The organism is Polaribacter staleyi (assembly GCF_038024045.1).
In the GTDB taxonomy this organism is placed as follows: Bacteria; Bacteroidota; Bacteroidia; order Flavobacteriales; family Flavobacteriaceae; genus Polaribacter; species Polaribacter butkevichii.
The window spans coordinates 3,700,260-3,715,938 of record NZ_CP150665.1; the positions used below are offsets into that span (position 1 = coordinate 3,700,260).

Below are 15,679 nucleotides of genomic sequence, written 5' to 3' on the forward strand. Positions count from 1 at the left end.
TGTCTTTATGGTTTTAAAAGTTTTGCTAAATGGTTTAATGTCGCTGTAAACCCTTCTTTGAAGCCCATCTGTATGTGCATCTCAAGGTCTTCAAGTTTTGCGTGTTTGATAGAAATCTTTACAGTTGTAATACCATCAGTTTCGCTAAAGTCCAAGTTCCAATTGGCAGAAGGCATTTGTTCGTTAATATTTTCTTCCTTGTCTGCAAAAGCGTCCTTGAATTGGAAATTGTCCTTGGGTGAAATTGAAGTAAAGTCTTGAATGGACCAATGTTCTTCGCCTTCGGGACCGACCATTGCGTAAAATCTTCGTCCACCTTCTTCAAAGTTCATATACTTTGTTCTTGATTTCCAAGGTTGTGGTGCCCACCATTGGTCAAGGATTTCCTTTTTTGTAAAAGCATCCCAAACCATTGGTTGGTTTGCATCAAATTCTCGGTTTACAAAAACGGTACTCGTTTTTTTGTCGACAGTAAAGTCGAATAATAGATTATTTTTCATTTTTCTTGTTTTTAAGTGTTGATAATAAATTGTCAAGTTGGTCAAAACGGTTTTCCCAAATTTTTCTAAATTGTTCTACCCATTTATCGATTTCTTTCATTTTTTCGATTTTCAGTTCGTAGTAGATTTCTCGACCTTGTTGGTTTGCTTCTACGAGTTCGCATTCGTTCAAAATCTGAATGTGTTTGGAAATTGTAGGTCTTGCTGCATCAAAGTTTTCGGCAATTGCTCCTGCTGTCATAGCTTGTGAGGTTAATAAAACCAAAATCGCTCGTCTTGTCGGGTCTGAAATTGCTTGAAATATGTCTCTTCTTAATTTCATTATGAAGTTATTTGACTACAAATATATACGAAGCCATTTGACTACGCAAATATTTTTTCAATTTTTTTTCAGAAATTTTGAAATTCAGTCGGAATAATTGGTGTAGAAACGGTTGTTCTTAAATGTCTAGTCCTTAAATATGGCTACGGGTTAATAATTGATTTATGCTGTTTTTAAATATACCATATTCGGTGTTTTGAAGTCTAAAGATAAATGTAATCTTATTTCGTTGTATAGATTAATTGCATTTTTTGTTGCTCTTTTGGCGTGAGCCACATCAGTAAAGGTCTGGTCGAGATAGAATTCGTCTTTTAAGATGCCGTTTACGCGCTCAGCCATAGCATTTTCGTAACAATGATTTTCTTCTGTCATACTAATATCTATCTTATTTCTTTTAAGTATTTGTGTATACACATTACTGCAATACTGTATTCCTCTGTCTGAATGATGGATAAGACCTTTAACATTCTTTGCTTTGTACAGAGCCTTGTTTAAAGCTCTCACGCATCCTTTTAGTTCCAGACTATTACTGAGGTCATAACCAACAATCTTTCTAGAATACATATCTGTAATGAGCGCAAGATAGCAGAAGCCTTTAATGGTTCTGATGTATGTTATATCGCTTACCCAAACTTGGTTAGGTTTTGTGACTTCTACATCTTTAATGATGTTTTTGTACTTGTAGAACCTGTGCAATGAATTGGTTGTTCTAGAACTATATTTCTTTCTAAGTGTAAGCATATTGTGTTTTCTAAGGACGTTAAATAGGGTGTCTCTACCGACTTTAAGATTGACTTTAACAAACTCATCATCTAATGATTTTATAAGTTTACGTACGCCTTCTCTGGGAAGGGATCTGCGTCTTTTTTGTACTATTTGAATAATCTGCTGTTCTGTTTTTAAACGTTTATCAGCTCTAGATTTGTATTTGTAATACGCATCACGTTTTAAACCAAAACAATGAGTTATAGTGGTTAAAGAAGCAAATCCCTTAGACTTTTCTTTAGCTTTATCTAAGGCTAGATATTTAGCTTTTTTTTTAGTTCGATTACAGATTTATAACCTAACTGTTCTGCTGCCACTTCCAGATAAGAGTCCAGTACCAAAGCATCTAAATCCTTTTTGAGTAAGAGTTGTTTTAGTTGTTTGATTTCTTTTTGAAGCGCTTTAATACGTGTTATTTCATCTTTAGTTTCCACTTTAATTCTAGTGTTCATCAGGTCTTTACGGTTGTACTTTCTAATCCATTCGTTAATGGTTGTAGGTGCAATACCGTATGCTTTACCTAGTTGATATTTGTTTAGTTTTCCGGTTGTAAGTTCGTCTAAAATTTTCAGTTTAAAAGGTTCTGAATACCGTCTAATTACTTTGTCATTTTTGTACATAATGTTTAAAATTATGTAGCCTTTATTCAGGACGGGTCATAATGGTTTACAACGGATGGCGGTAAGAAGCGTTGCGCACTTCGAAACACAAAACTATCAGCCCACTAAGCCGTTGATTAAATGTTGTAATGGCCAAATATAGCACTTTCTGCGAAATGATTTTTACCGCGTGTTGTATGCTGGTCTTCACTCATTGTCAATCAGTTATCAATTTAGCACAATCTAAACTCCCCTTATTCGAAGCACTGCTGTACCCGAAAAAATTAGTTTTTGGGTCGGCAAAAAAGCGTTGGCAGACAGGCAAGCTCTTTTGTAATTTTTGTTTGCGTGTCGGCTAGGGCGAATTGAAAATGTGCTTGGCTGTGTGGGCTGAATTACCATTTTTAATCAATATCTTGTTTATTTCGGACTTGGATTCATGCTTATCATATTATACAGAATGATTTTAAGAAAATAATGGAATATATTGAACTGCATGATAAGAACAAGGATACTTTTTCACATAGAACGTATGAGTTATTACTTAGAATTTGTACGGAATTTGAAAATAATTGCTCAGGAATTCTTAAAGATAATGGTTATTCAAAAAAAGGGAATTGGAATATTAAAGATTATTTTAAAATAAGTTCTGCTTCTAAACTACATGAATATGAAGTAAGTATTAATACATGGTTTCCTAAACCCAAAGAATTTAGACCATTTAAGGATTGGGGATCGAATAGTTTTGCTCCTTTAAACTGGTATCAGGCATATAATAATGTTAAACATAATAGAAGCGATATGTTCCATTTCGCTTCTATTGAAAATATAATATCTGCTCTTGGTGGATTATTTGTAATACTTAACTCTCAGTTTGGCACTTATGTTTTTAATCAATATCAGATGAATATTGGATTTCTTAGAGAAGATGATGGGTATATGTCAACAGGTGAGAGTTTATTTAGTATTAAATATCCCACATCATGGTCTAAGACTGATAATATAACTATTGATGAAAAACACTTTTATAAGGAAGTGAAGCCGTTTCAAAAATACATTTTTAAAAATAGTTGAGTCCCACAAAATGACCAATAAAAGTATACTTTCCTAAAAATCCATAATCGCCAAGTCCTGTTCGGGATCCAGCCGGAAAAGATGAAAATTCAAAATCATTAGTACCATTACCTATGACACATTCTAAGTTTACAATTTATTAAATAGTTAGTTAAGTTTAAAACCTATTTTGTAAACAGGTATGGCCTTTATACTTTTTACTTCCAAAACATTCTTAATTTTATTCAAATTTGGCCAATATTCACCATCTATATAGATTTTGTCATCAGGTTGCAATGGAATGAATTTGAGTTCTAAATTCATTCCATTTATATAATCTGGTAACAACTGTTTTGCACCTAATACCCATGTCTCTCCATTGTAGTAATTATCATAAATAAATTCACCATTTTTATATAAACGGAGCGCGCTTGCCTCGTAATCAATTTTTACTCGCACATCATATAGGCTATCAGGGATGCCTTTAGGAAAAGTTAAGGAAAGAATTGTGCCCTTATCAAAAATAGAATCATGTGGAACACCAGTAATCAAATTCTGGGACTTATTGTTTGTTCTGTTTTGGAATTTAATATTTTTACCATTCTGAATTTCAGTATAAGCTAAGGGCACGTTAACGTATTCAAAATTTACTTCAAATTTTTCAAACAATCCATCCTTGATTGATGGTGAATTTTTAGAGGGAACCTTAGGATATGCCCAAATTGTATTTTTTATCTGTTCGCTAATCACTTGCAAACTATCACCCTTAAATAGTAAAATCTCAGCGTCTGAAAGGTACAAAGTGTTGTTATTTCTATACAACTGCTTCGCGTGCTTTTGATCCAATACTAAAAAACGAACCGTTTTATCATCTATTAATTTCACATCAATAAAACAGTTTAAACCTGCTTTTGTGATTGCAATATTCGTTGAGGAATCCTTTTTTACTACTTGGGCATTATTAGTTTTAATGTCAGAGATATTAGTATTATCTATAGCAAATTCTGCAGGAAGCCCTTCGTTTTGAAAAAACACAAAAGTATTACTCTCCTCTAAGTGTAAAATGGGTTGTGCTGTAGCGTACTTAATGAGGACACCCGATAACTGCAAGTTAAAAGGCCAATAGAAATAAGAATCAATAGGAATATTAAATGGTTTTTTAGGAAATTTTAGTGTTTCGGATGCTAAATTAATTTCAAACTGTGTATTATTAAATTGATAGGTTGTATCGTTTTTAACGCGATTATTGACAAACACAAATCCTTTTTTGCCATCGGTTCGTACAGCTCTTTGAAGCTCTTTAGAGTTCAGTAGGTCTTGACCGTGTAGCTCATCAATTTCTTTTGGAATAATTGTTTGGCAGGGTGCCAAATGTTTTCCAAAATCAGTCATGAAATGGAGTTGTACTGGGTACTCATGGAAACTTCTTCTAATTTGTCCAAACTCCCCTATAGCTGACTGAAAATCGTTGCTAAATACTGAATTATCATTGGCACCATGAGCCATTTCTCTATTCATATAGCTATGCTTTCCTTTAGGGTTACTGCCACCAATAGCCATAAAATACCCCATTCCATTGCAGCCACTTCCTAATTCAACTAATGATACAGCTCCGTTATCCAAATAATTAACATTAGGACGACGGTGGTACGCCATGTTCATTCCAATACCCGTTTCGCAGGTTAGGTAAGGATTGTCAATGTATTTTTGAATATCGGTACTTTGGTTAGCATCGAAATAATTTACTTCTGTATCGATACCGTCCACAGCTCTAAGTGTACTAAAACTAAATGCAGGTGTTCTAAATATTTTGTCTGCTGTACCCCAAAAATATTCGGCATATGACCCATGAGTTTGAATTGTATGATCTTGAATAAACTCAGCACCATTCCATCCAGTAGTTGTATATATAGGAACATCCATACCATATTTTATAGCTGTCGCTTTTTCCCATTCAATTAAATCAGTTCCACCTACACCCGAATGCGCAGGAGTGTACTCATTATCTAATTGCACCGAAACAATAGGACCTCCATCTTTCCAGTACAAGCCTTTCATTTGCTCTCCTATTTTTTGATAATACTTATCTACATAAGCTAAATAGTCAGGATCCATTGAACGTAATCGCCCTCCACTTCCTGAATGTCCAAACGGGTTTTTAGGATCTCCCAAACGCTTTACCAGCCAATCAGGATGGCCTCCGTTTCGATATTCAGCATTTACCCAAGGGCCAATTCTCGCAGCAAACAACAGGTTGTGCTTTTTACAAAGCTGTATAAAACGACGTAAATCATTTCTTCCTGAAAAATCCCAAACACCTTCCTCTTCCTCATGATTTATCCAAAACATATAGGAGGAAACTCCTGTAAAACCCTGTGATTTCAATTTTAAGAGAGCGTCTTCCCAATGTTCAGATGGGTATCGTTGGTATTCAAATTCTCCGAAAGAGGCAATCCATGGTTCACCATTAAATGTGATGAATTTATTATTAACTTTTAGCTCATCACCCGATGGAGAAACACTAGACATTCCAGGGATGACTCTAGTTGATTCTTCTTTGAAATTTGAAAGGTCAAAAACTATTGAACTTTCTAAGTTCACAGCATTATCTGTTTTTTGTTTTTTAAAACAGGAGTTTAGAGTTATTAAAGCACAGATTCCAATAATCAAACATGTTTTTGTATTCATAATCTAAGTTTAAATATAATCATTCTCAATCAACATAGTGCCGCATTGTACGCAATGTATTGCGGTATGAAATAGTTGGGGGGGTAAGCGGGCTTCTTTCCTAGCCAGTTACACCAAATTTGATGCGTGTTAGAATATTTGAACAACCACCTGGGCTGAATTCCCATTTTTCATCAATATCATGTTTATTTCGGACTTGTACTCGCAGATTTATCATACTGATAATTTTCACGTTTTTGATATTCTACTATTTTATCATAATCAGCTAAAATCCTGTTCCCTTTTTCTAATGATAGATCACATTCAAAACGACGTAAGAAATTCCATTCACCCAATACATGACTTAATCCCCAGGTAACCCCTTGTCCCGGAGCTTCGTCAGTATCAGCAAAATTCCCTACTCTATAAACGCCTCCAGCTTCAGGTTTTTCTAATCCGTGTTTAACTGGGTAGAAATTAATTCCATCTTCAGAGAACTGAATGCTATTTGCCTCTGGGCCTTCAGTTAAAAAGGCACAAACGCCTTTTCGGTATGGCCAAACAATACATTCATGCCCTCCAATTAATACCGGATTGTATTCAGATTTAATATAAGGTCCCGTTGGTTTTTCGGATACAGCTACACCAATAATAGCATTGGGCATATCAGCAAATTCTTTCGTGAAATCACCATTTGAGATATTTGGTTTCCAAGGTACACGACCAGCACTCTTATAATACATAAAATATTTTCCATTACGAACAATAAATGTTGGATCGTGAACAACCTCACCATCCCAATCGGTTTCAGGGCCAACTTTTAATATTGGCTCCTCTAGTGCATGCCAAGGACCTTTCGGATTATTAGCCCAAGACATTCCAATAACATTTTTATTGAAATCACCTGATGTTTTTGTCCACTCCGACCATCTGGCTTGTTTTAAGTTTTCGGCAGCTTGATATGCCAGATAGTATTTACCATCGGCAACCAAAATATCCGTTGTGAATACACTTCGATGGTCATATCGTCCTTTTGGACCTCGATGAACCGCTATTCCTTGTTCTTCCCAATCATAACCATCAGTTGAAGTTGCATACCAGATATCGCAGAGATCCCAGTGAAAAGCACGAGTACTATCTGTTGCATCATTAGGTCCAACAAGCGGAGTATTGACTTGAGGTCTGCTATACCATACATAATATACGCTATCGACCATAATTACACTCGATGGGTCACGACGAGTGACACCTTCTTCGTATCCTATTCCGGTTACTTCTTTAAATACAAAATTAGTGTTAAACTCATTGTATTTGTCAAAACGAATTTTGCTCTCTCTGAATCGTTTATAAGATGCACTCATTTTCTTTTCTTGCTCAGTACATGAAATTAGTAAAGCTAGTAAGAAGGTGTAAATACAAATATTTTTTCCTTTTTTCATTTGTTTATTTTTATTAAATTATATTGTTCAGTTATTCCAATATCCATTCGCAAGTGTCCGACTGTTTCTTGCCTCTCCATTGTCCTGATACCATAATCGTATTTTTGCCGGGTTGCAGCTCAATATCCTCCCAACTAAAAATATGATATTCGGGCTTTTGTATTTTACTCACTTTTTTACCATTTACTGTAAGCGTAACTTCCTCACAGTTGGAATATACCTTTATTGGAGTTAATTTATAGGTTCGGTTAACATGTCTACGGCTTGTTATGTATAGCGTTGGTTCATTTTGATTCCATTGCGCTTTATAAAAATAAAATACATCCTTTTTTACTTCTCGATCGAAGGTTACCAATCCTTTGTGATTCATATTTGGTATTCCACCTCGGTTCCAACCGGCAACCGAAAAGTCAAACATGTTCCAGATGAATGTACTCCATATAAAAGGTCGATCCTGTATGATTTTCCAGCTAATCTCGTGGTAAGTATTCTGTTCTGGCTCTGGAAAATAGTTTCCACTAGGCTTCTCCAACTTTGTAACATCTTGCTGATAAATATTACCACCAATACCGTATTCACTAATTCCTAAAGCAATATGCGGATAATCTTTCCTTGCATCGTCTAACCAGGTTCCCATATCTTGGTATTCGCCATAGTACCAGCCATAATATTTATTCCATGCTTGCAGGTCGCTTATATTACCCATGTTCGATTCCATACCACGGTCACTCGCGGAGGTTGTTAAACGAGTTGCATCTAATTCATGGGCTAATTTATTTAATTCTTTAGTAAGTGTTACACAAGGTTCATCAGTACTATCGTAGGCTCTTACTTCGTTCCATAAGCCCCACACAAATATACTAGGGTGGTTATAATTTTGTATAATTAGCTCGGTAAGCTGCTGCTTTGCATTAGCACCTTCTCTCCCACTATAATCGTGTACAAATGGAATTTCTGCCCAAACCAATAAGCCTATTTCATCGGCCAATTGGTAAGTAATAGATGAATGCTGATAATGCGATAAACGTAGGGAGGTAGCACCAATTTCATCTACCATATCCATATCTTTTTGGTGTTGCTCAAGCAATAATGCCGGTCCAGATTGTTTCCATTCCTGATGCATGCATACACCATTAAGTCTATAAGGTTCTTTATTTAAAAAAAAGCCTTTAGCAGCATCTACTTCATAGGTTTTTAAGCCAAATTTTTGTACCACTTTATCAGTAGTATCACCAACAGAAAATAGAATCTCAATACTATATAAATGAGGGTTTTTACGACCATTCCACAAAACAGGATTGTTAATCTCAAAAGTTTCAGTTATTATTAAATTGCCATTCAAATCGTTTAGAGGCTTTACAAGTTCAGCTACAGTATTCTTGTTTGCATCGATAATCTTATACATCAATTGGGCTGTCTTAACATCAACAGTGCTTGAAATGTGGGTACGTACTTCAATTTTGGCAACATCTTTATTAATTTCTTTTAACTCCACAAATACACCTGACGAAGCATGAAACGTTGGAGAAATATTGCTTTTAGGTGTCGAAAAAATTTGAACAGGACGGTAAATTCCACCATAATGATTGAACAAAGCATCGTCTACCGGGATACGTTTAAAGTTTGGGGCATTGCTAACCATAACAACTATTAAGTTTTCTTCATTTATTTTTATTACATCAGTTATCTCGTAACAAAAAGCTGAATAACCACCCATATGATTCCCAACTTCCTTTTCGTTTACAAAAACTTGTGCTTCTTGCCCTACGCCTTCGAAACGAATAAAAACACGCTCATCTTTCATCGATTCGGGTACATGAACTATAGTTCTATAACAAGCTTGACCACGAAAATAACCGACTTCCTCAATGGCATCCATTGAGTAAGTATGCGGAACTTTTACTTTTCCCCAGGCAGAGGTATTAAAATCGGCTTTTTGAGCATTGTAAACAATGCCTTTGTTAAATACCCAATCGGTGAGGTTTATATGTTCTCGTTCTTTTACAAACTGAAGTTGTGCTTGAAGAACCATCGTACTCATTAAAATGATGGAGCTAACTAAATGTCGTATGTTCATTTGAATAATTTGTTTGTGTGAAGATTTGTGTGAAGAAAAGATTATTTTTCGTAGCTATAGTCGGTTCTGGACTGATAATCCACTGCCTTATAGTATTCTTTATTGATACGATCGTCCTTATCCATACGCTCCACAGGCTTGTCGGTCCAGTTATGTGGTAAGGTTACAGTAGTATATTCTTTTGTGATTTTTTCTGAATCAGGATAGTCTGCCTTTTGTCCAGACACAGTGGTTGGGCCTAAAGCAAATTGCCAGCCGGCATTGAATAATGTGTAATCCTTCGCATAGGTTTTGTCCACACCTATTAGCAGTGAGATAGTTATTAACGCGATTTTAAAAGAATTAATGTAATACCTTGATATCTTCATTTTTTATTAATTGAGTATTAAAACTAAATGCTTTATTTATTGTCATTTACCTGTTGTTGTTCATATAGCCCAGTATTACCTTTTTCTAATAAAGGCATTAGACTATCAACTATTTCAGGTTTCATGGATGCAATATTATTGGCTTCATAAGGGTCTTCAACGTGATCGTATAATTCAATTATAGGTTCTTCCATTCTGAAATATTTGGAGAGTCGATATCTATTAGTTCTTATAGTAATACCTCTATTAAAATAACTATATGCTACATTATGCCTATTACTTTCTATATCATATAATAATCCCGCAAAACTTTCACCATCAAGCGAATTGGGATTAGTCACACCACAAAGTTCTAATAGGCTTGGATAGATGTCGACAGTTTCAATTAGCGATTTTTCAATTTTTCCGGATGCATGTACTCCTGGAACTTTAATTATCAGGGTCGTATTCAGTGCATTGTCGAAAAGCGTGTGTTTACCCCAAACTTGTTGATCGCCTAAGTGCCAGCCATTATCGCCCCAAATTACAATAATGGTGTTTTCATCCAGATCAAGTGCTTGAAGTTCCTTGATGAGTAGCCCTACTTGTTGGTCGATGTAACTGACACATGCATAGTAGGCCTGTCGGAGTTTTTTTGCATAATCTTCAGAAACTGCTTGATTCAGACTTGCTAGCTCATCGCTCAGTAGATAATTATTCAGTTCTGCACTTTGATGCAGACTTGCATTATTTACATTTGTTGGTAAATAAGGATTTGGGGATATAGAAATGGAGTCTCTATTGTATAAATCCCAATATTTTTGAGGACAATTAAATGGCAGATGCGGTTTAAAATAGCCAACGCCTAAAAAAAATGGTTTGGTATTAGCTTTCAGCTCCCGCAGTTTTTTTATGGCCAATTTCGTAGTAAGTCCATCGACGTAGCCATTGTCTTCTACATCACCCGCTTCATAGGGCTTTACTTGTTTATTCAAGCTTTGTCTGTTTTCGCCATTTGCATAAGCAAAAAAAGCATTCCACCCGGTACCCCATTTGCCACTGTCAAAAACCAATTCGTCCCAACTAAAAGGGAGTTCTCGTTTGTTCGATGGTTTTTCATCATAAGCATAAATAAGGCCATCGGCCGAATGACTAATTTTACCAATGCCAACGGTGTAATATCCATTGCGCTTCAAATGATGGATGAATGATTCAGGAAGAGTACCTTCGGGCTTATTCGAAGTTTCTTCTTCAGTTACATTGTTTTTAAGTTGATTGATGCTTCTTGGTCGCATACCAGTGAGTAGGCATTGGCGCGAAGCCCCACAAGTAGGGACTTGCACATAATGATTTGCAAAAAGAACACCTTCCAATGCTACCTTATCAATGTTGGGCGTTTTCAATATTTTATTTCCGTAGCAACCAAGTTCAGTGCGGAGGTCGTCAATGGATATAAATAAAATATTGGGGGATTTTTTCTCTTCTTCACAAGAAATTAAAAAAATCAACAAGCAAATGTAAATTAATGCACCCCAAATTTTTCCTCTCATTACTATATTATTTTTGTTCATTGTTAAATTAGAAGTTAGTTCGTCTTTGTAAGAAAATCGGTCTCTGTCACAAAAACATAAAGAATACTAATTGAATTAGTGTGCAATAATTAGTTTTTGTGTTTCAATATAATTCTCACCAACTACACTTAACATATAAACACCATTGTTTAGTTTACTAATATTGATGCCTGAATTTGTAACTTTTCCTTTCAAAACAATTTCCCCGTTAATATTATATATAAACACTGAATTGTTCTCAGAAGCTCCGTTAATATTTACAGTTTTTTTGGCTGGGTTTGGGAAAATATTTATTTTTTTAGTCTCAATACTAATTGCTTCTATAGAATTAAGAATTTCATTACTCGACTCATAGACCTGCATCGTTACAGTGCTTATATGCCCACCATTATCAGGGAACTCTATAGTAATAGTATTGTTATTTTGAAGCAAACTATAATCAATAGGTATTTCCAATGTGCCAAACCATCTAAATCTCGGTTTCATATTGTATCCTCTGTAATTTGTTGGAACAAAAAGATCCGTGCCATTAAATTTCACTTTTGGTTTTACTGATTTATCATGATCACGGCCAAAACTTACTCGTAAAACAGCCTCTCCATAAGCATCATTAGTAATTACTTGGTTTATATCAAAGGAAACCACCTGATTTGCTAAAATTGGCTTAAGATAACTATCCGCATAATATTTAGTTTCATATAATTTTTGATCGATTTCTATAGCCTTAGTAAAGGTGTATTCAAGCACCATAGTACTTTCACTATGAATATCTACAGAACTGACCATAGTAGAAGAGTTTGTTTCTTCCAATACCGGCGTATCTATACCAAGATATAAATGTTTGATTTTAACATTTTGTACCGGATTGTTGTTCTGGTTTGTTAAGTTAATATTGATTGTCTTTGTCGAAAAATTTAAATTATTTAAAATTACATATGCCTTATTTCCGTCAACATAAGTTTCCGTTTGAATATCCAAATCAGAAGGTTTACTTACTACACGAGTCCCCTTGACATCAGACCATAACTGAAAAAATTTCACAAACTCGGTAAATACCCATTTCCCATTTTCTTGACGTAACAATCGGTAAGGATGCGGGTAACCAGTAACGGGATTTGTTCCCCATGCCCCCTTAACAACCATAAATGGAACCGATTTGATAATCAGGTTTGGGCGATCCAGATAATTCATGAGCATGGCAGAAAATGCTTTGAGATTCGTCCAGTCTCTTTTTTTAGTATAAGGCTCATCCTCATAATTTTCAATAAAAGATCCGTATTCAGAGACTAAAAAGGGCTTTACTACCCCCAATTTAAGTTTACTATATTGCTCTAGCATATCAAAACTCGCTTCTAAATTAGCTCCTTCCCTCAGGTACTGATAACCTGTGAAGGGTGAGTCATACCAATGCACATCAAAATAATCCATATTTGCACCTGCAATATCTATAAATGGTTTCCAATATTTGTCCCAATCGGAGAAACCTGGATTACTAATAGTTTCGGGGTCTTGTGCTTGTGGTTTACCTTCGAATTGTGGACCAGCAGAAGTAAACCCACCTAGTTTAATATCAGGATTTAATGAACGAACCTTATTTGCTATCACATTGTGGTAATCGGCAAGATTACTGAAAGGAGTAATATTTATAAATTCTGGTTCGTTTATTATTGAAAAGTATTTTGGAGTAGGTTGTCCACCTTCACCATAAAAATATTTGATGTAATATGCTAGCCATTCAGCTGTTGCTGAAGAATTCGCAAAAGCCCATCCGTTTTCATTGTTTATTCCACTAGGATAAAAAGGGAAATTCACACCATGTGTAGAAATATTCAGCATATTTTTATTTTCATATTGATGTATATATGTCTTCGCTGCATAAGCACTTTTATAGCTGGTTCCTAAAGATTTCATTTGTGCAATATCAGCAAAGCCCGGTCGCAAAGGATCCTGATTTGTTTGATTGAGGTTGTTTGATTGAGCACCTACTTCACGTCCCATGTATACATCCAAACCATTTATTACGAAATCCATTAATTCCAAATGATCCAAGAAATCATTTTCGCTTTGTGATGAATGGAGCGTAATGTATTTAGAGCGTTCAAAACTGTCAACTCCGCCAACGTCATGAGCCATTCTTAAATTAACGTCAACTTGAATTTGTGCTATCCCTTTTGCTACAAAACAGATAGACAAAATTCCCAATAAATAAATTTTTAAACTATTTTTCATAATTAAACTATCTTCAATTCAAAATTATAATTAACACAATACCTTGATCCATAACTATTTTTTACTTATTCTCAAGGCAAATCCATGTTCGGTTGGAGCTGGAGGTTGAGCTGTACAAATCATTCCTAAATTAAGGAAAAAAGGAAGAGCTAAAAGATATATAGTTTTCATATACACAATTTTAAATTTTACAAGATTTCATTTCTTAACTTTCGAAAACTAAATCTTCTTCGTTTATTTGTTAAAGATTATTTTAAAACTAGTAGCCTGATTCTCTGCTATTTTCTTAGGTAGATTGATTACCAAAGCATCATCTTGTTGCTTCCAACTAATTTTTTCGGAACTCCCAATTAATTGAACAGACTTTATAGTTCTCTGGGTAATTTTCGCATTTGATCCAAGTGATTTAATACTGGTTTTATCTTTAGGAGTTCCTAAACAAATTGCATAAAGAATTTGCCCGTCTTTAGATTGTGTAAAACGGATGTTTTCTGCTGTGAAAAAAGTTTTTTCCCGATCATTAAATGAATTTCCAATTTTCTTCTTTACGGGGGCTGGGCCTTCTCCAAAAACTTTCCAGGGCCGAGTTGCATAGATAGCTTCTCCATTAACTTTTAACCACGCACCAATTTCGTTCATGATTCTTATTTCTTCAGAATCAGGGGTGCCATCTCTTTGTAATGGTACACCAAGCATTAAATTTCCGTTTTTGCTTACTATATCTGCAAGCATGTGTATCACTTGGTCAGAAGATTTATATGTTTTATTGATAAAATGACTCGGAGAATAATGCCAATTTCCCAAATCAGTATCTGTTTGCCATTCAAAAGGTAAAATAGAAGAGGCTTTACCTCGTTCAATATCATAAACCAACGCCTTGCGTTGCTCCTCATTTAACTTTTTTGTATTCATTACAGCTTCGTTACTGCCATTTAGTTTTATGCTGGAATTATAAAAGTGTGCAGCAAGATTTAACCCGATCTCATCTGTAAGACCATGAAAAGGTAAAACGTGATCATCAAAATAAATCAGATCAGGATTATAGTCGTCCCAAAGTTGTTTGGTTCGGTTATAAAACTTCTCCAAATATGCAGCGTCAGGAATATTGCAATTTGGCACTTCCCATTCCCATATCTCGTATATTTTCTTCTTCACAATGCTTCTCTCATGCCTTTGCGCATACAGATCCTGCGGATCATAACCTTCCCACCAGAGACCTTTGCCATCTTCCTTTGTCATATTTCCATCGTATGGCACACCAGCATATGGACCTGTACTGTCGGCACCTTGCGCGGGTTCATACCATGTCCATGCATGAGAGGCATGCACACTCACTCCAAAATGCAAATCATGTTTGTGTGCCGCAGCGCTCCACATACCTATCAAATCTTTCTTTGGCCCCATATTTACCGAATTCCATGGTTGGTATTTCGAGTTGTAGTTGTCAAAGTTATCATGATGGTTTGCCAATGCCATAAAATATTTTGCTCCGTTGTCTTTATAAAAAGCCAATAGTTTATCTGGATCAAAGTTTTTTGCTTTCCATAAATTAATGACATCCTTAAAACCAAAAACAGAAGGATGACCATATTTCTCAATATGAGGATAATACATTGAAATATTATCGGGGGCATAAGTTTGATTGGGTTCATACATTCCCCGGGCGTACCAATCAGCAACTTCAGGTTCACTTTGTGGCCCCCAATGTGCCCAAATACCAAATTTGGCATCTCGAAACCATTCAGGCGTTTCATAATTCTTTAATGACTCCCAATTTGCTTTGAAAGGTCCATCGGCAATTGGCGCAAGATTTAAGGGAGGACAGTTACTGTTTGTTGAATCGGTTTCTCCAATTTTATTCTCATTTTGGGAGTTTAAAGTTGTCGAAATTAGTATTATAAATAAAAAATATAGACTTAATGCTTTCATGTAAATTCTTTTAATTATTATTTTAATTCTTTGATAATTTTAATGTAAAACCATGTTCGCTTGATGCCTTGTCAAGTAAGTTCAAAATCCAAGTTTTTTTATCAAGTTTCCAATAAGTTTTTCCATTGACCCGCAGAGATTTGTTACCTGATACACGCCTTCAAATTCAAGAAATACTTTT

The 15,679-nt window shown here is 35.2% G+C and carries 12 protein-coding genes; 1 reads left to right on the forward strand and 11 read right to left on the reverse strand.

The genetic code is table 11. The features are described from left to right. Positions 1-5: 5 nt before the first annotated feature. The 4 genes from WHD07_RS15430 to WHD07_RS15445 form a co-directional block, all read right to left on the reverse strand. Positions 6-500 carry an SRPBCC domain-containing protein gene (locus tag WHD07_RS15430; protein WP_343329101.1) on the reverse strand — a complete coding sequence of 165 codons (495 nt, stop codon included), beginning with the start codon at positions 498-500 and terminating at the stop codon, positions 6-8. After that, positions 490-822: a metalloregulator ArsR/SmtB family transcription factor gene (locus WHD07_RS15435; protein WP_343329102.1), complete on the reverse strand. Its 333-nt coding sequence runs from the start codon at positions 820-822 to the stop codon at positions 490-492. The genes WHD07_RS15430 and WHD07_RS15435 overlap by 11 nt, the downstream gene beginning before the upstream one ends. A 162-nt stretch (positions 823-984) precedes the next feature. Continuing rightward, a complete protein-coding gene (locus WHD07_RS15440; RefSeq protein WP_343331018.1) occupies positions 985-1,878 on the reverse strand; it encodes an IS3 family transposase in 894 nt (297 codons plus the stop codon). Beyond that, positions 1,842-2,207: a transposase gene (locus WHD07_RS15445; RefSeq protein ID WP_298500494.1), complete on the reverse strand. Its 366-nt coding sequence runs from the start codon at positions 2,205-2,207 to the stop codon at positions 1,842-1,844. The genes WHD07_RS15440 and WHD07_RS15445 overlap by 37 nt, the downstream gene beginning before the upstream one ends. A 456-nt stretch (positions 2,208-2,663) precedes the next feature. On the opposite strand from WHD07_RS15445, the gene WHD07_RS15450 reads away from it, so the two are divergent. Continuing rightward, positions 2,664-3,260, forward strand: coding sequence for a hypothetical protein (locus WHD07_RS15450; protein ID WP_343329103.1), 597 nt, complete (start codon positions 2,664-2,666; stop codon positions 3,258-3,260). A 147-nt stretch (positions 3,261-3,407) separates the two neighbouring features. Here the strand turns inward: WHD07_RS15450 and WHD07_RS15455 are convergent, their stop codons facing one another. From WHD07_RS15455 to WHD07_RS15485, 7 genes are all read right to left on the reverse strand, one after another. Further along, complete coding sequence (locus tag WHD07_RS15455; RefSeq protein WP_343329104.1) at positions 3,408-5,927, reverse strand: beta-galactosidase; 2,520 nt, start codon at positions 5,925-5,927, stop codon at positions 3,408-3,410. A 185-nt stretch (positions 5,928-6,112) separates the two neighbouring features. Then, the gene (locus WHD07_RS15460) at positions 6,113-7,345 is read right to left on the reverse strand and encodes a glycosyl hydrolase (protein WP_343329105.1); all 1,233 of its coding nucleotides are present in this window, start codon (positions 7,343-7,345) and stop codon (positions 6,113-6,115) included. A gap of 31 nt (positions 7,346-7,376) precedes the next feature. Continuing rightward, a complete protein-coding gene (locus WHD07_RS15465; RefSeq protein WP_343329106.1) occupies positions 7,377-9,422 on the reverse strand; it encodes a glycoside hydrolase family 2 protein in 2,046 nt (681 codons plus the stop codon). A gap of 41 nt (positions 9,423-9,463) precedes the next feature. After that, complete coding sequence (locus WHD07_RS15470) at positions 9,464-9,790, reverse strand: hypothetical protein (RefSeq protein ID WP_343329107.1); 327 nt, start codon at positions 9,788-9,790, stop codon at positions 9,464-9,466. Between the two features lie 32 nt (positions 9,791-9,822). Further along, complete coding sequence (locus tag WHD07_RS15475; protein ID WP_343329108.1) at positions 9,823-11,319, reverse strand: sulfatase; 1,497 nt, start codon at positions 11,317-11,319, stop codon at positions 9,823-9,825. 96 nt (positions 11,320-11,415) lie between these two features. Beyond that, positions 11,416-13,569: a T9SS type A sorting domain-containing protein gene (locus WHD07_RS15480; RefSeq protein ID WP_343329109.1), complete on the reverse strand. Its 2,154-nt coding sequence runs from the start codon at positions 13,567-13,569 to the stop codon at positions 11,416-11,418. 234 nt (positions 13,570-13,803) lie between these two features. Continuing rightward, complete coding sequence (locus WHD07_RS15485) at positions 13,804-15,498, reverse strand: alpha-L-fucosidase (RefSeq protein WP_343329110.1); 1,695 nt, start codon at positions 15,496-15,498, stop codon at positions 13,804-13,806. Between the last annotated feature and the right edge of the window lie 181 nt (positions 15,499-15,679).

What these genes read in the sequence shown, in the direction of transcription:
- WHD07_RS15430 (WP_343329101.1), bottom strand. Translation starts at nt 500, where the DNA reads ATGAAAAATAATCTATTATTCGACTTTACTGTCGACAAAAAAACGAGT.
- WHD07_RS15435 (WP_343329102.1), bottom strand. Translation starts at nt 822, where the DNA reads ATGAAATTAAGAAGAGACATATTTCAAGCAATTTCAGACCCGACAAGA.
- WHD07_RS15445 (WP_298500494.1), bottom strand. Translation starts at nt 2,207, where the DNA reads ATGTACAAAAATGACAAAGTAATTAGACGGTATTCAGAACCTTTTAAA.
- WHD07_RS15450 (WP_343329103.1), top strand. Translation starts at nt 2,664, where the DNA reads ATGGAATATATTGAACTGCATGATAAGAACAAGGATACTTTTTCACAT.
- WHD07_RS15455 (WP_343329104.1), bottom strand. Translation starts at nt 5,927, where the DNA reads ATGAATACAAAAACATGTTTGATTATTGGAATCTGTGCTTTAATAACT.
- WHD07_RS15460 (WP_343329105.1), bottom strand. Translation starts at nt 7,345, where the DNA reads ATGAAAAAAGGAAAAAATATTTGTATTTACACCTTCTTACTAGCTTTA.
- WHD07_RS15465 (WP_343329106.1), bottom strand. Translation starts at nt 9,422, where the DNA reads ATGAACATACGACATTTAGTTAGCTCCATCATTTTAATGAGTACGATG.
- WHD07_RS15470 (WP_343329107.1), bottom strand. Translation starts at nt 9,790, where the DNA reads ATGAAGATATCAAGGTATTACATTAATTCTTTTAAAATCGCGTTAATA.
- WHD07_RS15475 (WP_343329108.1), bottom strand. Translation starts at nt 11,319, where the DNA reads ATGAGAGGAAAAATTTGGGGTGCATTAATTTACATTTGCTTGTTGATT.
- WHD07_RS15480 (WP_343329109.1), bottom strand. Translation starts at nt 13,569, where the DNA reads ATGAAAAATAGTTTAAAAATTTATTTATTGGGAATTTTGTCTATCTGT.
- WHD07_RS15485 (WP_343329110.1), bottom strand. Translation starts at nt 15,498, where the DNA reads ATGAAAGCATTAAGTCTATATTTTTTATTTATAATACTAATTTCGACA.